Source organism: Acidocella sp. (assembly GCF_052326845.1).
Classification (GTDB): Bacteria; Pseudomonadota; Alphaproteobacteria; order Acetobacterales; family Acetobacteraceae; genus Acidocella.
Genome location: NZ_JBKQJR010000206.1, coordinates 1 through 18,759 on the forward strand (window position 1 = coordinate 1; position 18,759 = coordinate 18,759).

At 65.7% G+C, this 18,759-nt stretch carries 17 protein-coding genes; 6 read left to right on the plus strand and 11 right to left on the minus strand.

Annotation, left to right across the window (positions count from 1 at the left end; all coding sequences use genetic code 11):
- Positions 1–601: class I tRNA ligase family protein (locus ACLPJJ_RS13770; RefSeq protein WP_443591563.1), on the minus strand; the 601-nt coding region annotated here is incomplete at its 3' end.
- Positions 598–1,545, minus strand: coding sequence for a bifunctional riboflavin kinase/FAD synthetase (locus tag ACLPJJ_RS13775; protein ID WP_443591564.1), 948 nt, complete (start codon positions 1,543–1,545; stop codon positions 598–600). The genes ACLPJJ_RS13775 and ACLPJJ_RS13770, both read right to left, overlap by 4 nt.
- A gap of 86 nt (positions 1,546–1,631) precedes the next feature.
- Between ACLPJJ_RS13775 and ACLPJJ_RS13780 the strand changes: the two genes are divergently transcribed.
- Positions 1,632–2,813, plus strand: a complete 1,182-nt coding sequence (locus ACLPJJ_RS13780; RefSeq protein WP_443591565.1) for a DUF2125 domain-containing protein — start codon at positions 1,632–1,634, stop codon at positions 2,811–2,813.
- Between the two features lie 4 nt (positions 2,814–2,817).
- Here ACLPJJ_RS13780 and ACLPJJ_RS13785 read toward each other — a convergent pair whose 3' ends face one another.
- The 3 genes from ACLPJJ_RS13785 to ACLPJJ_RS13795 all read right to left on the minus strand — a co-directional run bounded on the left by ACLPJJ_RS13785 (position 2,818) and on the right by ACLPJJ_RS13795 (position 5,038).
- Positions 2,818–3,441: a ParB-like protein gene (locus ACLPJJ_RS13785; protein ID WP_443591566.1), complete on the minus strand. Its 624-nt coding sequence runs from the start codon at positions 3,439–3,441 to the stop codon at positions 2,818–2,820.
- A gap of 135 nt (positions 3,442–3,576) precedes the next feature.
- Positions 3,577–4,203: an MlaC/ttg2D family ABC transporter substrate-binding protein gene (locus ACLPJJ_RS13790; RefSeq protein WP_443591567.1), complete on the minus strand. Its 627-nt coding sequence runs from the start codon at positions 4,201–4,203 to the stop codon at positions 3,577–3,579.
- Between the two features lie 22 nt (positions 4,204–4,225).
- A complete protein-coding gene (locus ACLPJJ_RS13795) occupies positions 4,226–5,038 on the minus strand; it encodes an MlaA family lipoprotein (protein WP_443591568.1) in 813 nt (270 codons plus the stop codon).
- Between the two features lie 171 nt (positions 5,039–5,209).
- Here ACLPJJ_RS13795 and metF point away from each other — a divergent pair, with 171 nt between their 5' ends.
- The 3 genes from metF to ACLPJJ_RS13810 are packed head-to-tail and all read left to right on the plus strand — an operon-like array spanning position 5,210 to position 9,163.
- Positions 5,210–6,148 carry a methylenetetrahydrofolate reductase [NAD(P)H] gene (gene metF / locus ACLPJJ_RS13800; protein ID WP_443591569.1) on the plus strand — a complete coding sequence of 313 codons (939 nt, stop codon included), beginning with the start codon at positions 5,210–5,212 and terminating at the stop codon, positions 6,146–6,148.
- Positions 6,145–8,292, plus strand: coding sequence for an ATP-dependent helicase (locus ACLPJJ_RS13805; RefSeq protein WP_443591570.1), 2,148 nt, complete (start codon positions 6,145–6,147; stop codon positions 8,290–8,292). The genes metF and ACLPJJ_RS13805 overlap by 4 nt, the downstream gene beginning before the upstream one ends.
- On the plus strand, positions 8,282–9,163 hold the full coding sequence (locus ACLPJJ_RS13810; RefSeq protein ID WP_443591571.1) for a 50S ribosomal protein L11 methyltransferase: 882 nt from the start codon (positions 8,282–8,284) through the stop codon (positions 9,161–9,163). Before ACLPJJ_RS13805 ends, ACLPJJ_RS13810 begins: the two co-directional genes overlap by 11 nt.
- 39 nt (positions 9,164–9,202) lie before the next feature.
- Here ACLPJJ_RS13810 and ACLPJJ_RS13815 read toward each other — a convergent pair whose 3' ends face one another.
- From ACLPJJ_RS13815 to ACLPJJ_RS13840, 6 genes are all read right to left on the minus strand, one after another.
- Entirely contained in the window at positions 9,203–10,609 is a 1,407-nt protein-coding gene (locus ACLPJJ_RS13815; protein WP_443591572.1) for an NAD(P)(+) transhydrogenase (Re/Si-specific) subunit beta, read from the minus strand.
- Positions 10,610–10,619: 10 nt separating this feature from the next.
- Positions 10,620–11,009, minus strand: a complete 390-nt coding sequence (locus ACLPJJ_RS13820; RefSeq protein ID WP_443591573.1) for a proton-translocating transhydrogenase family protein — start codon at positions 11,007–11,009, stop codon at positions 10,620–10,622.
- A 14-nt stretch (positions 11,010–11,023) separates the two neighbouring features.
- Positions 11,024–12,157, minus strand: coding sequence for a Re/Si-specific NAD(P)(+) transhydrogenase subunit alpha (locus ACLPJJ_RS13825; protein WP_443591574.1), 1,134 nt, complete (start codon positions 12,155–12,157; stop codon positions 11,024–11,026).
- 179 nt (positions 12,158–12,336) lie between these two features.
- Entirely contained in the window at positions 12,337–13,038 is a 702-nt protein-coding gene (locus tag ACLPJJ_RS13830) for a class I SAM-dependent methyltransferase (RefSeq protein WP_443591575.1), read from the minus strand.
- A 30-nt stretch (positions 13,039–13,068) separates the two neighbouring features.
- Complete coding sequence (locus tag ACLPJJ_RS13835) at positions 13,069–14,421, minus strand: ABC1 kinase family protein (RefSeq protein WP_443591576.1); 1,353 nt, start codon at positions 14,419–14,421, stop codon at positions 13,069–13,071.
- On the minus strand, positions 14,418–16,232 hold the full coding sequence (locus ACLPJJ_RS13840) for a M3 family oligoendopeptidase (RefSeq protein ID WP_443591577.1): 1,815 nt from the start codon (positions 16,230–16,232) through the stop codon (positions 14,418–14,420). The genes ACLPJJ_RS13835 and ACLPJJ_RS13840 overlap by 4 nt, the downstream gene beginning before the upstream one ends.
- A 98-nt stretch (positions 16,233–16,330) precedes the next feature.
- On the opposite strand from ACLPJJ_RS13840, the gene ACLPJJ_RS13845 reads away from it, so the two are divergent.
- Both ACLPJJ_RS13845 and ACLPJJ_RS13850 read left to right on the plus strand, forming a co-directional pair.
- Entirely contained in the window at positions 16,331–17,899 is a 1,569-nt protein-coding gene (locus tag ACLPJJ_RS13845; protein WP_443591578.1) for an APC family permease, read from the plus strand.
- A gap of 43 nt (positions 17,900–17,942) precedes the next feature.
- The gene (locus tag ACLPJJ_RS13850; protein WP_443591579.1) at positions 17,943–18,668 is read left to right on the plus strand and encodes a glutathione S-transferase; all 726 of its coding nucleotides are present in this window, start codon (positions 17,943–17,945) and stop codon (positions 18,666–18,668) included.
- Positions 18,669–18,759 lie beyond the last annotated feature (91 nt).

The window sequence follows — 18,759 nt, forward strand, 5'->3', positions numbered from 1 at the left end:
CGGTTTTTTCGACCGGGCTCCACATCACCGGGCGCAGGCCGCGATAGAGCGCGCCGTTGAGCAAAAATTTGCCGATCTCGCCGGCGATGGCGGCTTCGGACGAAAAATCCATGGTGGCGTAGCGGTGGGCCCAGTCGCCCGCGACGCCGAGGCGCTTAAATTCATCCGACTGGATGTTCAGCCAGTGCTGCGCGTAGTCGCGGCATTCCTTGCGGAATTCCAGGACCGGCACCTCGTCCGTGTCCTTGTTCTTCTTGCGGTAGGTCTCCTCGACCTTCCATTCGATCGGCAGGCCGTGGCAGTCCCAGCCGGGGATGTAGTCGGCATCGCGGCCCGCCATTTGCTGGGCGCGGTTGATGACATCCTTATGAATTTTGTTCAGCGCGTGGCCGATGTGCAGATTGCCGTTGGCGTAGGGAGGGCCGTCATGCAGCACGAATTTCCGCCGCCCCTGCCCCGCCGCGCGGAGCTTTTGCCACAGCCCCATCTCCTCCCAGCGCTTGAGCATCTCGGGCTCGCGCTTGGGCAGCTCGCCGCGCATGGGGAACTCGGTGCGCGGCAGGAATACGGTGGCTTTGTAATCTGGCGTGGTGTCAGTCATGGGCTCAGGGGTTTCTCTTGATTTTCGTCGCTGTCAAGCAGGCGGCGGGCCTCGGCGGCATCCAACAGGATCTGCGCCTTCAGCGCCTCGAAGCTGGGGAATTTCTGCTCCTCGCGGAGGAAATGGCGCAGGCAGACGGTCAGTTCCCGGCCATACAGGTCGCCGGAGACGTCGAAGAAATGCGCCTCAAGGCGGGACTCGGTGCCGCCCACGGTGGGGCGCGGGCCGATATTGGCAACACCCTTCACCTCCGCGCCATCGATTCGCGTGGTGACGGCATACACGCCGCGCTGCGGCTCCAGATGCCGCCCCAGCGGGATATTGGCGGTGGGGAAGCCGATGGTGCGGCCCCGCTTGTCGCCGTGCATCACCTCGCCGCGGATGGAGGGCGGGCGCCCGAGCAGGGCCGCCGCGCGTTCCGGGTAGCCGTCCTGGATCAGGCGGCGGATGCGGCTCGACGAGATCGGTCCCTCGCTGTCTGTCACCGGGGGCACGATGGTCAGCCCCATGCCCAGCGCCTCCGCCCGGACGGCCAGGAGGGCAACGTCGCCGCCGCGCCGGTGGCCGAAGGCAAAATCCGCGCCGCAAACGAGATGCGCCGCCCCCAGACCCTGGTGCAGGACCTCGGCCACGAAGGCCTCGGCGGAGAGATGCGCGAACGCCGCGTCGAAGGGCAGCTCGTACAGATATTGCACGCCCAGCCCGGCCAGCGCCGCCGCGCGCTCCACCGAGAGCGTCAGGCGGAAGGGCGGGTCCTGCGGGCGGAAGAATTCACGCGGATGCGGCTCAAAGGTGAGCACGGCGCGCGGCACGTCCGGCCGGGCGGCATGGGCGGCGCGCAGCACCGCCGCGTGGCCCAGATGCACGCCATCGAAATTGCCCAGCGCGACGGTGGCGCCGCGGGCCTCGGCAGGCAGGCCGCGCCAGTCGTGAAAAATCTTCATGCCGGTGCAAAAGCGCCAACACTTGGCCGCAGGTCAAGGGTGGGGCATGAAGGCCGTGTATTGCAATAGCGGAGCGGGTCATCTCAATGCAGGGCATTTTCAGGCTGCTGACGGGTATCGTGGTGGCGTTGGCCGTGGTGTGGGCCGGGTTGTGGTGGTACGCGCAGGCGCGGCTGCAGGCGGTGCTGAAGGTCTATGCCGCCGAAATGACGGCGCCGGACGGCTCCACGAACATGAGCTATGACGGCATTTCCGGCGGGGGCTTTCCCTTCGCCGCCACCGCCACGCTGGACAATCCGCGCCTGACCCTGCTGCTGCCGGGCAACGACATACCGGGCCCGCTGGTGCTGGGCCTCAGCCGTGTCACGCTGCGGATCGACGTGTTCAACCCGCTGCTGCTGCATATCGACATGCCGGACAAGATCACCGGCCATGTGCCGCAGGGCGACGGCGCGGTGACCTTCGGCAGCTTCAACGCGACGGCACAACTGGACCCGGCGGCCCTGTTCAACCCGAATGTTTTCGCCGTGAGCGCCGAGGACGCCGCGGTAACCGACATCAACGTGCTGGCCTCCAGCGGCAGCCTGCAGGTGCTGCATATCGACAGCCTGCGCATGCACCAGACGCTCAACCCCTCGGCCAGCGCGGCGCAGACCGGCCTCGCCCTCACCGAGGATGTGCAGGGTATCGCCCTGCCCGCTTGGCTGGCCCAGTTGCTGCACGTGCCGTTCAACGGGCAGATGGCGCATCTGGGGCTGAACGTGGCGCTCTCCGGCCCGGTGAACTGGCCAGCCCTGGCGCAGCAGATGCAGACCCAGCCCGAGGGCGCGGACAAGACGAAATTCCTGACCGATGCGCTGCACAGCTGGGCCAGCCAGGGCGGTAGCGGCACGGCCAGCCTGAGCCTGACCGAGGGCCCGACCACGCTGAACGCCAACGGCACGGTGAAGTTTGGCGCCAACGCCCAGCCCACCGGCACCGCCGATGTCACCGCCAACCATCTGGACGCGCTGACCAGCGCGGTCACCACCGCCTATCCGCAGACGCAGGATGACATCAACCAAGCCGAGGCGCGGCTGGCGCCGTATCTCTCCGCCAGCAGCGCTGGGGGGCAGGAACTGAATATCCACGCCACCTACGGCAGCGGCGGGGTGATGGTGAATGGGAAGAAGGTCGCGGATATGCCGCCGCTGGATTGGAACCTTCTGACCAGCCCGCCCCCGGCCCAGGCGCCGGGCGATGGATCGGGCGCTGCTGCCGGGCAGTAGCCTCCTACTCGGAGGTAATGGGGCCGCACCAGCCCGGGAGATAGGCGGCCTCCTGCCCCTTGGCGAGGCTCAGCGCATCCGCCAGGGCCTTGTCCGGGTCCGAGTCCAGCAGATCGGGCTTGACGCGCCGGCGCAGATAATCGGCCCACAGGAACTCGCTGAAGGGTGTCGTGTCCTTGGCGAAGCCGCCGGCCCGGCGCAGCACCCCGGAGAGGCTGCGATACGGGTCATCCGCCATCTCGCTAACATGCTTGGGCAGGCGCTTCGGGTCGCACCGCTCGCCCGCGGCGTTGTAAAGATGCATCCAGGCGCGGTTGTCGAGGTATATCCAGAAGGCCTCGGGCTCCAGCACTGAGAGATCCGCCACCACGGTGGTCGCCACCTCCTCCACCCCCTCCTCATGCAGGGCGCGGGCGAGATGGTGATGATCGATGATATAGGGCTTGCCCTTCGGCCCCAGCACCACGGGGATAAGGTGCTTGCCCAGATATTCCGCCTTGTCCTCCATTGCGCGGGTGCGCCACTCCTCGCGCTTCTGCGCCACCTCGCGCAGGCCGACGGTGAGCTGCGTCGGCCGTAAATGCTTTATCTGGACGGGAACCAGCCGAGGTTCGCGCGCGAATGTCATGATGCCCTCATGCGACAAGGCCACGCCGCGAACAGGACCTTCCTGTCACGGCGTGGCCATGATGCCAAAGACAAGGGCGCGGTCAAGCGATTAGATCAAACCCGACCCAGAATCGCCCGCCGCGCCGGGACGCGGTTACTGATCGGCCGAGGCAGCCTTGTCGATCTGGTTCTGCATGGCGGTGAGCAGGGCCGAGACATTGCCGCCATTATCGGTGATGACGGAGGCGTAGTCGTTGCGCGTGGTGATGCGCATCGAGGTCCCCGCCACGATCACGTCTACGATCTGCGGCTTGCCGCCGACCTCCTCCACATCCCAGCCGACATCGGCCGGGGCCTTGCCCGGGGTGGTGATGGTGGTGTCCACCAGCATGCCGTCGCCCTGCGGCGTGGCGTCGTTCACGGTGAAGCTGACACCCTGATACGCCTTGATCTGGTAGGTGATGTTATACGAGAGCAGCTGGTGGAAGAGCTGCTGGAACTTGTCGTGCTGCGCCGGGGTGGCGATATTGATGTAGCGCCCAAGCACGTAGTCCCCCACCTGATCCACGGCGACGATCTGGTTCACCAGCGTGCGCAGCTGCGTGGCCCTGTCAGTCGGCGAGCCGCCGCCATTGACGATGGTCACCAGTTGCTGACCGGACTGATCGATGAAGGCCTTGGCGGTATCGGTGCTCAAGGTTTGCGCCCGGGTGGCGGTCGCCATCATGCCCAGAAGCGGCGCGGCCATGGCGGCGCCCAGAATAAAGCGGCGGAAATGCATGTCTGTCCTCGTGTTCTAAGCGTCAGTGAACGTAGTACGGCGTGCCGGGAGCGCCATTTGCCCCATGCAAGTCGTGCTGCTTAATCAACTGGATCTGTGAGTCACGAGATTGGCGATAAAGGCTCCGGAATGTGGCATACGGATCCAGCGCCGTGGCGTTGATCTGGTCGATTGTGTCGAGCAGGCCAGCGCGGGTGTTGATCAGGTGAATACCGCCCTCGGCATAGCCGAAATCGCTGAGCGCATCGCTCGCGGGCGCCAGTTCCATCGGCGTGCCGTACAATTCGGCGGGGATGTTCGAGGCATCGCGCACGCCGGACGGGCCGAACACCGGCAGGTACAGGTAAGGGCCGGGCGGTACGCCCCACATGGCCAAGGTAAGGCCCACATCGGTGTCCGTTTCCTTGTAGCCAAGCGCGCTCGCGGGGTCGAAAATGCCGCCAATGCCGATGGTGGAGTTGATCAGGAAGCGCATGAACGAGGTGCCGGCGTCGGTCGGCATGCCTTCCGCCATGAAGTTGATGGTGCGCGCCGGCTCGTTGATATTGCTGGCGAAGTAGCCGACATGGTTGCGGATGGGCTGGGTGGTGATGTCCACATACCCCTTGGCCACCGGCTTCATGGCGTAGCGGTCCAGCGTGTTGTTGACCCGGAAAAAGACGCGATTGGTCGGCTCCAGCGGATCGTTGAGCTGCTGATAGGCCTGGTAATCAGCGGTGTCCGATTTCGGTGGCGGCGTGGCGCAGCCGGACAGGCCTATCGCCAGCAGCGACGTACCAAGACCAAGAACCTGCCCAAGCCGGCGTTTAAAGCCCTTCACGTAATTCACCTGCACCTGTCCTGTCTCCTTCTTGGCACGCCCCGGGGAGCGGCATAGCCAATGTTATGTGATGTTCATTAACCCGCCTTCAATAGGGATGCTACCTCCAGCCCTGCATGCACGCTAGACCTTGCGTAAATGTGGCGGTGCTGCCACGACACGGGTCCGACGGAGTTATATATAGACATGCCCCATTCCCCTCACCCCGATACGCTGGAACGCTGGGCCTCAGGCACGCGCATCGCCCCGCTGCCGGCGCGTGAAGGCTTGGCGCCGCCAGCCATTTCCTTTGAATTCTTCCCGCCCAAGACCCCGGCGCTGGAAACCCAACTCTGGGCCTGCATCGAGCGTCTGGCCACATTACGCCCGAATTTCGTCTCAGTCACCTACGGCGCGGGCGGCAGCACGCAGGAGCGCACCCATTCCACTGTGGTACGCATCGTGCAGGAGACCGAGCTGACCCCGGCGGCGCATATCACCTGCGTCGGCGCTCCGCGCGAGGCTGTGGACGATGTCGCCCGGCGCTACTGGGCGGCAGGGGTACGGCACATCGTGGCCCTGCGCGGCGACCCGCCGAGCGGCGAGGCCTACGCGCCGCATCCGGGCGGCTACGCCTTCGCCGCCGATCTGGTGGCCGGGCTGAGGAAGGTCGCGGATTTCGAGATCACCGTCGCCGCCTATCCGGAGACGCACCCGCAGGCACTGAGCCCGGAAGCAGACCTCGACAACCTCAAGCGCAAACTCGATGCCGGGGCGACGCGGGCGATCAGCCAGGTGTTCTTCGATAACGGCGTCTTCCTGCGCTTCCTCGACCGCGCGCTCGCCGCCGGGATCAAGGCGCCGATCGTGCCGGGCATCATGCCGGTGACCAACTTTACCCAGGCGGAAAAATTCTGCGCCGCCTGCGGCACCTCCGTGCCGAAATGGATGGCAGGGATGTTCGAGGGGCTGGATGACGACGTGGAGACGCGGCGCATGGTGGCGGCGGCGGTCGCGGCCGAACAGGTGCGGCTGCTGCAGGCCAATGGCATCGACGAATTCCACTTCTACACCCTCAACCGGCCGGACCTGACCTATGCCATCGCCCGCATCCTGGGCGTGAAGCCGCAGCCCACAGCCGAATGAGCGATTATCTCGCCGGGTTAAACCCGGCCCAGCGCGAGGCCGTGGAGACCACCGAGGGGCCGGTGCTGGTGCTGGCCGGCGCCGGCACCGGCAAGACGCGGGTGCTGACCACCCGCTTCGCGCATGTGCTTCTCACCAAGCGGGCCTTCCCCAACCAGATCCTCACCGTCACCTTCACCAACAAGGCGGCGCGGGAGATGCGCGAGCGTCTGGCGAAACTGCTCGGCCAGCCGGTGGAGGGACTGTGGCTCGGCACGTTCCACGCCCTGTGCGCGCGCATGCTGCGGCGCTTCGCCGAGCGCGTGGGGCTGACGAGCACGTTCTCGATCCTGGATACCGACGATCAGATGCGCCTGCTGAAGCAGGTCATGGAAGCGGCGCGGGTGGACATCAAGCGCTGGCCCGCGAACGCGCTGATGGCGCAGATCCAGCGCTGGAAGGACAAGGGCTACCTGCCGGGTGAGATCCCGGCCACCGAATCGAGCGAGTTCGCGAACGGCAAGGCAGAAGCACTGTACAAGGCCTATCAGGACCGGCTGCGCGCGCTCAACGCCACGGATTTCGGCGATCTGCTGCTGCTCACCGTGCATCTGCTGAAGACCGACGCGGAAGTGCTGTCCACCTATCACCGCATGTTCCGCTACATATTGGTGGACGAATACCAGGACACCAACCTGGTGCAGTATTACTGGCTGCGGCTGCTGGCGCAGGGGCACAAGAACATCTGCTGCGTGGGCGATGACGACCAGAGCATCTATTCCTGGCGCGGCGCCGAGATCGAGAACATCCTGAAATTCGAGCGGGACTTCCCCGGCGCCAAGGTCATCCGGCTGGAGGCGAATTACCGCTCCACCGCGCCGATTCTGGCCGCGGCCTCGCATCTCATCGCCCATAACGAAGGGCGGCTGGGCAAGACGCTCCACGCCGGGCGGAATGATGCCGATGGTGAGCCGGTAGAAGTGGTGGCGGTGTGGGACTCGGAGGAAGAGGCCCGCATGATCGCCTCGCGCGTCGAGTCGCTCCGGCGCGGCGGGCATAAGCTCGCGGAAGCCGCCATACTGGTACGCGCCGGGTTCCAGACCCGCGCCTTCGAAGAGCGGCTGATGGTGCTCGGCATCCCCTACCGCATCGTCGGGGGCTTACGCTTCTACGAGCGCGCGGAAATCCGCGACGCCATCGCTTACTTGCGCATGCTGGTGCAGCCGTCGGACGACCTCGCCTTCGAGCGCATCGTCAACCTGCCCAAGCGCGGCGTGGGCGAGGGCGCGCTACGCACCCTGCACGAGACGGCGCGGGCGGCGAACATTTCGCTCTATGCGGCCACCGAGAGGTTGGTGGCCGAGGGTGGCTTCAAGGGCAAGCTGCGCGACACGCTGCGCGGGCTGCTGGAAGGCTTCGAGAGCTGGCGCGAGGCGCTGGCCCTGCGCGGCCCGGTGGTGGCGCTGGAGGCGCTGCTCGACGAGTCGGGCTATCTCGCCATGTGGAAGGCCGATAAATCGCCCGACGCGCCAGGGCGACTGGAGAACCTGAAGGAACTCGTCCGCGCTTTGGCGGATTTCGCGACCCTGCCGCAATTCCTCGAACACGTCTCGCTGGTGACGGAGACCGAGGACCAGGCCGGGGACGACAAGCTCTCGATGATGACGCTGCACGGCGCCAAGGGGCTAGAGTTCGACACCGTGTTCCTGCCCGGCTGGGAGGAAGGCCTGTTCCCCAACCAGCGCGCGCTGGACGAAGGCGGCAACAAGAGCCAGGAGGAGGAGCGGCGCCTCGCTTACGTGGGCATCACCCGCGCGCGGCATCGGGCCATCATCAGCCACGCCGCGCGGCGCAAGAGCTATGCCGGCTGGCAGGACGCCATCCCCAGCCGGTTTATCGACGAGCTGCCGGAGGACATGGTGCGCCATTCCGGCTCGGCGCAGACACAGCCCTCGCGCCAGCCGCATATTTCGGCAGGCTTCCCGGTGCTGGCCAAGCGCCCGGCCACGGCGCCAAGCAAGATCCCCGTCGGAGCGCGGGTCTTCCACCAGAAATTCGGCTATGGCCGGGTCATCGCCGTGGAGGACGACCGGCTGGATATTGATTTCGAGACCTCTGGAGAGAAGCGCGTGCTGGACCGCTTCGTGGAACGACATGACACCTGAATTGCTGGACTGCATCACCATCCGCGTGCCCGCCGAGGCGCTGGAAACCTTCGAGGCGGCGCTCTCCAGCGTCTGCCGCGCGGTTTCCTTCTACCACGACGAAGACGTGGACGAGTGGGACATCCAGGGCGTGAAGGAGCGCGGCGAATACGAGGACGAGCTGGAATCCGCCCTGCTGGTGGCACGGATCGTCTCGGGGCTGGAGCCGGAGGTGACCCGCACGCTGGTGCCGGTGGCCGGCTGGCTGGCGCGCACGCAGATGGCCTTCCCCGAGCAGCTCATTGGCAGCCGCTTCGTGGTGCGCGGCACGCATATTTCCGACCCGCCCATCCCCGGGCGCATCACCCTCACGCTGGATGCCGGACTGGCCTTCGGCACCGGCGAGCATAACTCCACGCGCGGCTGCCTGCTGGCCCTTGAGCGCTTGGCCAAATACCACCATCCGCGCCGGATTTTGGATTTGGGGACGGGCTCAGGCATTCTGGCCATCGCGGCGGCGAAGCTGCTGCACCAGAAGGTGCTGGCCTCGGATATCGACTTCCGCGCCGCGCGTGTCGCCAACGCCAACGCCAAGCTGAACGGCGTGGCGGGGCTGGTTCACGCCATCCGCGCCGATGGCTGGGTGGACAAGATCATCACCCGCACCGCGCCTTATGATCTCGTGTTCGCCAACATCCTGGCCCGGCCGCTCTGCGCCATGGCGCATCAGCTCGGCGACAAGCTGGCCCCGGGCGGGGTGGCGATTCTCGCCGGGTTGCTGAATACGCAGGTGAACTGGGTGCTTTCCGCGCATCGCCGGGCGGGGCTGGTGCTGGAACACCGAATCGTGGATGGCGCTTGGTCGATCCTGACGCTTCGCAAGCCGGGGTGAAATAAAAAAGGCCGGGGAAATTCCCCGGCCTTTTTCGTCTTATTTGCCCAGCGCCATGACGATTTCTTCCGTCATCTTCTTGGCGTCGCCGAAGAGCATCATCGTGTTGTCGCGGAAGAACAGCTCGTTATCCACGCCCGCGTAACCGGAAGCCATCGAGCGCTTCACGAACAGCACGGTCTTGGCCTTGTCCACTTCCAGGATCGGCATGCCGAAGATCGGGCTGGCCGGGTTGGTCTTGGCCGCGGGGTTGGTCACGTCGTTGGCGCCGATCACGTACACCACGTCCGCGGTGGCGAACTCGTTGTTGATCTGCTCAAGCTCGAACACATCGTCATACGGCACGCTGGCTTCGGCCAGCAGCACGTTCATGTGCCCGGGCATGCGGCCGGCGACAGGGTGAATGGCGTATTTCACCTCGACATTGTCTTCCTTCAGAATATCCGCCATCTCGCGCAGCGCGTGCTGCGCGTGCGCCACGGCCATGCCGTAACCCGGCACGACGATGACCTTCGAGGCGTTCTTCATGATGAAGGCGGCATCTTCCGCGGAGCCGATCTTCACCGCCTTGTCGCCCCCGCCCGGGCCAGCCGCAGCGGCTTCGCCGGTCGTGCCAAACCCGCCAGCGATGACGTTGATGATCGAGCGGTTCATGCCCTTGCACATGATGTAGGACAGGATCGCACCAGAGGAGCCGACCAGCGCGCCGGTGACGATGAGCGCCAGGTTGCCAATGGTGAAGCCGATGCCCGAGGCTGCCCAGCCGGAGTAGGAGTTCAGCATCGACACCACGACCGGCATGTCCGCGCCGCCGATCGGGATGATCAGCAGGAAGCCCAGGGCCAGCGCCGCAAGAGCGATCAGCGTGAACAGGATGAAGCTGCCGCCGGAGAACACGAAGGCGATGATCAGCAGCAGGATGAGGATGCCGATGCCCGCATTCAGCTGATGCTGGCCCTTGAAGGTGATCGGCGTGCCGCTCATCAGCGCCTGCAGCTTGGCGAAGGCGATCAGCGACCCCGTGAAGGTGATGGCGCCGATCGCGAGACCCAGCGACATCTCGATCAGGCTTTCGATATGGATGTGGTGCGGCGTGCCGATGCCGAAGCTCTGCGGCGCGTTCAGCGCCGAGGCGGCGACGAACACGGCGGCGAGACCGACCAGCGAGTGGAAGGCCGCGACCAGCTGCGGCAGCGCCGTCATCTTGATCTTCTGCGCCACGACGAGGCCGATGCTGCCGCCAATGGCGATGCCGAGCAGGATGGTCAGCCCCCAGCCGAAGCTCATGCCCCCGTTCAGGAAGGTGGCAACGATGGCGATGACCATGCCGGTGATGCCGAGCTGGTTGCCCCGGCGCGACGTGGTGGGGTGCGAGAGGCCGCGCAGCGCCAGGATAAACAGGACCGCCGCGACGAGATACGCGAATGAGGTAAGAGACTGGTTCATCGGGGGCGCCTCACTTCTTCTTGAACATGGCCAGCATGCGGTTGGTCACCGCGAAGCCGCCAAAGATGTTGACGCTGACCAGCACCACGGCGAGGAAGCCGAAGAGATGGGCGATAAGGCTGCCATGCAGCCCAGTGGCGAGCATGGCGCCGACGATGATGACCGAGGAAATGGCGTTGGTGACGGCCATCAGCGGCGAGTGCAGCGCCGGGGTGACGCTCCACACCACGTAATAGCCTACGAAGATGGCCAGCACGAAGATGCTGAACAGGTACACGAAAGGTGCGGCCGGCGGCGCGTTCTGCGCCGCGATGGCAGCCACGCCAGCGGCGTTCTGCGCCAGGATGGATGCCTGGTGGGCAAGGTCAGCCGCCTGTGCGGCCAGATCTGCGGGTGTCATGTATTCTTCCTCCCTTAAGCGGCGGGCTTGAAGTTGGGGTGAACAATCTCGCCGCCCTTGGTGAGCAGCGCGCCCTTGATGATGTCGTCGGTCTCGGTGAGCTTCGGCGCCTTGGCGTCCTTGTCCCAGAAGGTGGTGAGGAAGGTGAGCAGGTTGCGCGCGTAGAGCGCGCTCGCCGCCACGGCGATGCGGGCCGGCCAGTTGCGATGGCCGAGAATGGTCACGCCGTTCGGGGTGGTGATCACCTCGCCCGGCACGGTCTCGGCGCAATTGCCGCCCGCCTCGGCCGCGAGGTCCACGATGATGCTGCCCGCCTTCATCGAGGCCACCATCTCGGAGGTGACGATGACCGGCGCCTTGCGGCCCTGCACCAGCGCGGTGCAAACGACGATGTCGTTCTTGGCCACGGTGGCGGCCATCAGATCCGCCTGCTTCTTGCGGAATTCGTCGGACATCTGCCCGGCATAGGGGCCGGTCTGCTTGGCCGATTCGTCGTCATCCACACCAACATAGGTGGCGCCGAGGGACTTGATCTCCTCCTTGGCGGCGGGGCGGACATCGGTGGCGGAGACGATACCGCCCAGGCGGCGGGCGGTGGCGATGGCCTGCAGGCCCGCCACACCGGCGCCGATGACGAAAACGCGCGCGGGCGGCACTGTGCCGGCGGCGGTCATCATCATGGGGAAGCCGCGCGTGAAGGCGCCGGCTGCCTCGATCACACCCCGGAAACCGGCGAGGTTCGCCTGGGAGGACAGCACGTCCATGCTCTGGGCACGGGTGATGCGCGGCAGCAGCTCAAGGCCGACCGCATCGATCTTGGCGGCGGCCAGCGCCGGGGCCAGAGCCGGGTCGGACGCAGCACCCAGCGTGGCGACGACCAGCGTGCCCGGGGCGATCAGCGCGCGCACGGCCTCATCCGGCGCGTTCACGGCGAACACAATGCCAGCCCCGGCCAGGGCGGCAGCGGCATCGGCCACGATCTCCGCGCCCGCGGCAGCGAATTCCTGGTCCGAAATGGCCGCCCCAATGCCGGCGCCAGCTTCCACGACGACAGTCAGGCCCAGAGCCAGAAGTTTTTTCACTGTATCGGGCGTTGCCGCGACACGGGCTTCTCCCGCACGACGTTCCTTCAATACCGCGAGACGCATCTACCAATCCCTTGTTTATTACCCAATTGCACTGCAGCATGCAGGAGCCCGAACAATTATTCAAGCCTGCCCAGGCCTTAACACATACCACATGCTACGATCGCGCACCAAAGACAGGGAATGACCGCCAACGCAATAGCTTTTGTTTCGCTGGGCAGTTGTTCCCCCCTGCCCGCGCCTTACGTGATGACGACGGCGACGTGGCCCTTTTCCGCCGAAACGCCGATATATTTGTAGGAAAGCCCGGTGCTGGCAATGAACTCCTGGAACGCCTTGTATTCGTGCGCCCGCCAGCCGGGATAATTGAAATATTCATCGAACAGAATGACCGTGCCCGGCCCGATGCGCTCGCGCAGTTCAGAGAAGATCGTCACCGTGCTTGAATAGATATCGCAATCGACATGGATGAACGCCGCCGGACCAGGATTCGCGGCAATGAAGCCCGGCAGAGTCTCGTTGAACCAGCCCGGATGCAGAGTGGCATTGGCTGGAACCTTGGGCAGCCTGCCGCGCTGGGTAAAGGCGCCGGTTTTTTCCTTGGTGCCGCGCCAGTCCTCAGGCAGTCCGCCGAAACTGTCGAACCCATGCACCTGGCGCGGCGTGAGCCCGGCAAGGTGGCGCAGCGAGGCGCCGTTGGCGACGCCAAACTCCACCACCAGCCCCTCCTTTGGCGCCTGGCCGAAGGAAAATTTCATCAATTCGTCACGGTCAGCCAGGACCATCGCCTCCGGCATGTTGGCGATGATGTACTCAACCGCCTCCTTCTTGGCGTGCAGGCGCAGGTCAAGCCACAAATCATTCACATAGAGCGTGTGCAGCAGCTTGCGGTAGGTCCGGCCGAGCATGCCCTCGAGCAAAAAGCCCCGCTTCAGAATGGCCATCGTTTGCCTCCGCTCCCTTGTTCTGGGCGCCTATTTAGCCTGCGGCACACCCGCGGCAAGCAGGGCCTCCTGCTGACGCGCGGTCAAGGCCGCCTCGTCGAACCCGGCGATGGTCTCCTCGAACAGCCGCGCCCAGTTCAGCTCCGCGCCGAGGCGCAGGAACACCGCACCCAGACCGATGGCCGAGCGGTCCATGAGCACGAACTCCCGCGGCGGCTTCACGCCCCCGGTGCGCTGCAGCCCGGCATGAACTTTCTGCGCCACTTCCCGCCCGTAATCGGTGCCGCCGCCTTCCTGGATCGGCCGCACGCGGTCGTCGATCAGCGGGCCGTAGAGGAAGTTCGCCCAGTCGTTGAGCACCTCGATCTGCTCATCGGTGATGCCCGTGAAGCCCCAGATGTCATAGGCGTGCTTGGCGCGGGCGATGTCCTTGTCGCGCACCGCGGCGTAGAGCTCCAGCACGCCGGCGACGAATTTCGCCTCGAACACGCGGATCGAGCCGTAATCCAGCAGGTTCAGCCCGCCCGCTTCGTTCACCTGGTAATTGCCCAGATGCGGGTCGCCATGGATGATGCCGTAGCGGTAGAACGGGATGTACCAGGCCCGGAACAAAGCGGTGGCGAGCGCGTTGCGCTGCTCCTGGGTGGGGTTCTGCTCCAGCCACGCCTTGAAGCCCATGCCGTGCAGCCAGTTCATGGTGAGCAGGCGCTTGGTGGAGTAGCCCTCCACCGGCACCGGCACGCTCACATCCGGCACGTCCTTCAGCATCAGGCCGTAGAGGCGCATCTGCGCGGCTTCGCGCGTGTAGTCCAGCTCCTCGCGCAGGCGCTCGGAAAGCTCCACGTAGATCTCATCCTGGTTGATGGCGTTGTCCATGCGCTTATACAGGGCCATGGCCAGCTTCACCTGGCGCAGGTCAGCCTCAATCACCGAGGCCATGTCCGGGTATTGCAGCTTCACCGCCACATCGCGGCCATCCGGCAGGGTGGCGCGGTGCACCTGCCCCAGGCTGGCGGCGGCCAGAGCCTCATGGCTGAAGCTCTTGAACTTTTTCTCCCAGTCCGGCCCCAGCTCGCCCGCCATGCGCCGGCGCACGAAGGCCCAGCCCATGGCGGGGGCGTTAGCCTGCAACTCGGCCAGCTGTGCGGCGTATTCCGGGGGCAGCGCATCCGGCACGGTGGAGAGAAACTGCGCCACCTTCATCATCGGCCCCTTGAGGTTGCCGAGCAGGGCTTTCAGATCCTCGGCATGGCGGGCCTGGTCCGTTTTGATGCCAAACACCCTCTCGCCCGCGATGCGCGCGGCGATGCCGCCCACCGCGCCCGAGGTGCGGGCCATGCGGCGAACTTCGCCAAACAGGCTGCTGCCTTCGCGGTCGCTCATTGCGCGGCAAGCTCGTCGATGAAACCGGCGATCACGTTAAGACCTTTATTCCAGAATTGTGGGTCTGCAGCATCCAGCCCGAAGGGGGCAAGCAGCTCCTTGTGCCGCTTGGTGCCGCCAGCGGCGAGCATCTGCTGGTACTTGGCGACGAAGCCGGGCTTGTCCGCGCTCTCCTGGTACACCGCGTAGAGCGCGTTCACCAGGCAGTCGCCGAAAGCATAGGCGTAGACGTAGAACGGCGAGTGGATGAAATGCGGCACATAGGCCCAGAACAGCCGGTATTCCTCGTCGAAATGGAAGACCGGGCCGAGGCTTTCCGTCTGCACCTCCAGCCAGATCTCGCCGATGCGCTCGGGCAGCAGCTCGCCATTGCAGCGCTCGTTATGCACCTTGCGCTCGAACTCGTAGAAGGCGATCTGCCGCACCACGGTGTTGAGCATATCCTCAACCTTTGAGGCGAGCATGATCTTGCGCCGCGCCGGGTCGCTCTCGGCGTTCAGCAGGGCGCGGAAGGTGAGCATCTCGCCGAACACGCTGGCGGTTTCAGCAAGTGTCAGCGGCGTGCCGGACATCAGGTAGCCCTGGGGGGCCGCAAGGCGCTGATGCGCGCCATGGCCAAGCTCATGCGCCAGCGTCATGACATCGCGCGTGCGGCCATGGTAATTCATCAGCACGTAAGGGTGCGCCGAGGGCACAGTGGGGTGGGCGAAGGCGCCGCCGGATTTGCCCTCGCGCGGGGCGGCGTCGATCCAGTTCTTCTCGAAGAACGGCTTGATGGTGTCAGCAAGTTCCGGGCTGAAGGCAGCGTAGGCGTCCAGCACCAGGGCCTTCGCCTCGGTCCAGGCGATGGGCTTGTCCGCATCGCCGGGCAGCGGGGCGTTGCGGTCCCAGTGCTCCAGCTTTTCCAGCCCAAGCCATTCCGCCTTCATGCCGTAATAGCGGTGCGACAGCCGGGCGTAGGAGGATTTCACCGCGGAGACCAGCGCGTCCACCACCTCGTCCTCCACCATGTTCGCGCGGTTGCGGAACGAGGTGGGCGCCGGGTAGTGCCGCCACTGGTCGTCGATCTCCTTGTCCTTGGCGAGGGTGTTGGTGATCAGCGAGAACAGCTTCTCCTGCCGGGCCATGCCCTCACCCACCGCCTTGCCTGCGGCCTCGCGCACGGCGCGGTCGGCATTGGAGAGCTTGTTCAGCGCGGCGGAGAGCGTCAGCTCCTCGCCCTTCACGTTCACCCGCATTGCGGCGATGGTCTCGTCGAACAGCCGGCTCCAGGCGGCTTGGCCGGTCACGTCCTTCTCCAGCAGCAGCTTCTCCACCTCGTCGGAAAGCTGGTGCGGCAGGAACACGCGCAGATCGCGGAACCAGGGAGCGTAGCGGGCCAGCGCCGGGTCGCGCAGCTTGTCGTTCAGCGCCGCTTCCTCGATCCGGTTCAGCTCCAGCGAGAAGAACAGCGTATGCGTGCTGATGACGGTGACGCGCTCTGAGATCGTCTGATAGAACTTGCCGTTGGCCGGGTTGGACGAATCGGCCGCAAACAGCAGTTGCGCGTAGGAGGAGAGCCTGCCCATGGCCTCCTGCAGCGCCTCGTATTCACCCACAGCCTCGGCCAGCTCCGCGCCGCAGAGCGCCGCCAGCTTGCCGGCATAGCGGGCGGAGAACGCCTCGGCCCGCTCCTGCGTGGCCTTGAGGTCCGCCGCGATGCGCGGGTCTTCCGGGCTTTCGTACAGATCGCGCAAATCCCAGTCTGGCAGGGAGCCCTCCACGCCGCCCGCCAAGCCTTCGGGGTGCCGCACGATCCTGGTCTCGGTCATCGCTCAATCCGCTCCTTTATCCGTCCCACAGATTTAGGCCGAACCGCGCGAAGGTCAAACGGTTGGCAGCGCCACGCAAACCCCATAATCCTATTGGCATGACAGGAATTACACTGCGCCGGGAAGCCGGCCCTCTCGGCCTGCTCTTCGCCAGCATCGGCGGCATGGTCGGCTCCGGCTGGCTGTTCGGCGCGCTCAACGCCGCCAAGATCGCGGGGCCGGCGGCGATGATCTCCTGGGTGATCGGCGGGCTCGCCGTGCTGCTGCTGGCGTTTGTCTATGCCGAGCTGTCCACCATGTTCCCGCGCCCTGGGGCGGTGATCCTGTTTCCTCAACTCTGCTTCGGCGACCTCGCGGCGCAGATCATGAGCTGGGTCAACTTCCTCGCCTATGTCGCGGTGTCTCCGGTCGAGGCCGTGGCGGTGGTCTCCTACGCCGCGAATTTCTGGCCGGGGCTGGCGCAGGCGGGCGTGCTGACCGGACCGGGGCTGGCCGCCGCGGTGGCGCTCATGGCGCTGTTCGTTGTCATCAACATGTTCGCCATCCGGCTGGTGCTGGCGGTGAACAATGCCATCACCTGGTGGAAGCTCGCCGTGCCGGCGGGGACCGTGGCGGCGCTGATGGCAGTGCATTTCCGGGCGCAGAATTTTACCCAGTTCGGCTTCGCCCCCGCGGGCGCCGGGGGCGTGCTCGCCGCCGTCTCGGGCTCGGGCATCATCTTCACCTATCTCGGCTTCCGTCAGGCCATCGAGCTTGCGGGCGAATCCGGCAATCCGCACCGCAACCTGCCCTTCGCGATTATCGGCTCTGTGCTGTTCTGCATCCTGCTCTATGCCGGGCTGCAACTGGCCTTCATCGCCGCGCTGCCGCCGCAAGCCCTGGCGCATGGCTGGGCGGAGCTGAAATTCCCGGGCGTCTCCGGCCCGTTCGCCGGGCTGGCGGCCACGCTCGGCCTGCCCTGGCTGGCGGCGGCCTTGTATGCCGACGCGGCGATCTCCCCCAGCGGCGCCGGGATCATCTACAACACCACGGCGGCGCGGGTGATCTATGCCAGCGCGCATGGCGGGCTGATGCCGCGCCGGCTCACCCGGCTCTCCGGCAGCGGCGTGCCGCTCGCAAGCCTCGGCCTCGCCTTTGCCGCTGGGCTGCTGTTCCTGCTGCCCTTGCCCTCCTGGCGGCAGCTGGTGACGTATATTTCCTCCATCGGCGTGCTGGCCTACGGCACCGGGCCGGTGGTGCTGGCCTGCTTCCGCGCCACGCTGCCGGAGGCGCAGTTCCCCAGGCCATTCCGCCTCGCCGCCGCGCGAGTGCTCGCCCCTGCGGCGTTCATCGTCGGCAATCTCGTGGTGTTCTGGGCCGGAGCAGCGGTGACGAACCATCTGTTCGGCGCGCTGCTGGCGGCGTTCCTGGCCTATTGCGGCTGGCAACTGGCTACGCGCAAAACGCTGCGGCATTTGCAGTGGCGGGGTGCCGCATGGTTGCTCCCCTACTTCGCGGGACTATGGCTGATCACCTGGCTCGGCCCGCTGCACGGGCTGGGCTGGCTCGGCCAGGGCAGTGGTGCTGCTGCCATCGCGGTGTTCAGCGTGCTGATCCTGGCGCTGGCCCGGCGCTGCGCCCTGCCCGACCCGGCTGCGGCAAAAGCCAGGTTCGGCCACGCATCTTGAACCGCCGCGCCGCCAGGCTCACCTCGGAGCCAGGAGGACGGCCATGACCTACGAGCTGTACTACTGGGACGGGTTGCAGGGGCGCGGCGAATTCGTCCGGCTAGCCCTGGAAGCCGCAGGGGCGGACTATACCGACATGGCGCGGCAGCCAGATGGCACCGAAAAAATGATAAAGTTCCTGGAGAGCCGGAAAACCCCGCATATCCCCTTCGCGCCGCCATTTCTGAAGCATGGGGAGGTGATCGTCTCCCATGTCGCGAACATTCTGCTCTATCTTGGGCCCCGGCTCGGCCTCGCCCCGGCGGATGAAGCCGGCCGGTATTTCGCGCATGGGCTGCAGCTCACCATTACGGACATGGTGGCGGAGATTCACGACACCCACCACCCGATTGCCAGCAGCCTGTATTACGAGGACCAGAAGGAGGCCGCGCTGGCGCGGGCCACGGCGTTTCTGCGCGACCGTTTGCCGAAATTTCTCTCCTATTTCGAGCGTGTGCTGCAGCAGAACCCGGACGGTTCGGCCCATGCGGTGGGCGGCGCGCTGTCCTACGTGGATACTTCCCTGTTCCAGCTCGCGGATGGCCTGCTGTACGCCTTCCCCAAGGCCATGCGGGGGTGGAGCAACGATTATCCGGCGCTGGAGGCGCTGCACCGCGCCGTGCGGCGCAGGAAAAACATCGCCGGCTATCTCGGCTCGGCGCGGCGCATCGCCTTCAACGAATCGGGCATTTTCAGGCATTATCCGGAGCTGGACCACGCTCCGGACTAAGAGTCCCTTACAAAACCCGCTACGCCGAGCCGAGTGGTACCGTAATTTCGAGCACCGGAGCGGAGCGTACGTTGAAGTACGTGAGCACCGG

Excerpts from the sequence above, each read along its gene's own strand:
- ACLPJJ_RS13775 (WP_443591564.1), bottom strand. The coding sequence starts at position 1,545 with ATGAAGATTTTTCACGACTGGCGCGGCCTGCCTGCCGAGGCCCGCGGC.
- ACLPJJ_RS13780 (WP_443591565.1), top strand. The coding sequence starts at position 1,632 with ATGCAGGGCATTTTCAGGCTGCTGACGGGTATCGTGGTGGCGTTGGCC.
- ACLPJJ_RS13785 (WP_443591566.1), bottom strand. The coding sequence starts at position 3,441 with ATGACATTCGCGCGCGAACCTCGGCTGGTTCCCGTCCAGATAAAGCAT.
- ACLPJJ_RS13790 (WP_443591567.1), bottom strand. The coding sequence starts at position 4,203 with ATGCATTTCCGCCGCTTTATTCTGGGCGCCGCCATGGCCGCGCCGCTT.
- metF (WP_443591569.1), top strand. The coding sequence starts at position 5,210 with ATGCCCCATTCCCCTCACCCCGATACGCTGGAACGCTGGGCCTCAGGC.
- ACLPJJ_RS13805 (WP_443591570.1), top strand. The coding sequence starts at position 6,145 with ATGAGCGATTATCTCGCCGGGTTAAACCCGGCCCAGCGCGAGGCCGTG.
- ACLPJJ_RS13810 (WP_443591571.1), top strand. The coding sequence starts at position 8,282 with ATGACACCTGAATTGCTGGACTGCATCACCATCCGCGTGCCCGCCGAG.
- ACLPJJ_RS13815 (WP_443591572.1), bottom strand. The coding sequence starts at position 10,609 with ATGAACCAGTCTCTTACCTCATTCGCGTATCTCGTCGCGGCGGTCCTG.
- ACLPJJ_RS13820 (WP_443591573.1), bottom strand. The coding sequence starts at position 11,009 with ATGACACCCGCAGATCTGGCCGCACAGGCGGCTGACCTTGCCCACCAG.
- ACLPJJ_RS13825 (WP_443591574.1), bottom strand. The coding sequence starts at position 12,157 with ATGCGTCTCGCGGTATTGAAGGAACGTCGTGCGGGAGAAGCCCGTGTC.
- ACLPJJ_RS13830 (WP_443591575.1), bottom strand. The coding sequence starts at position 13,038 with ATGGCCATTCTGAAGCGGGGCTTTTTGCTCGAGGGCATGCTCGGCCGG.
- ACLPJJ_RS13835 (WP_443591576.1), bottom strand. The coding sequence starts at position 14,421 with ATGAGCGACCGCGAAGGCAGCAGCCTGTTTGGCGAAGTTCGCCGCATG.
- ACLPJJ_RS13840 (WP_443591577.1), bottom strand. The coding sequence starts at position 16,232 with ATGACCGAGACCAGGATCGTGCGGCACCCCGAAGGCTTGGCGGGCGGC.
- ACLPJJ_RS13845 (WP_443591578.1), top strand. The coding sequence starts at position 16,331 with ATGACAGGAATTACACTGCGCCGGGAAGCCGGCCCTCTCGGCCTGCTC.
- ACLPJJ_RS13850 (WP_443591579.1), top strand. The coding sequence starts at position 17,943 with ATGACCTACGAGCTGTACTACTGGGACGGGTTGCAGGGGCGCGGCGAA.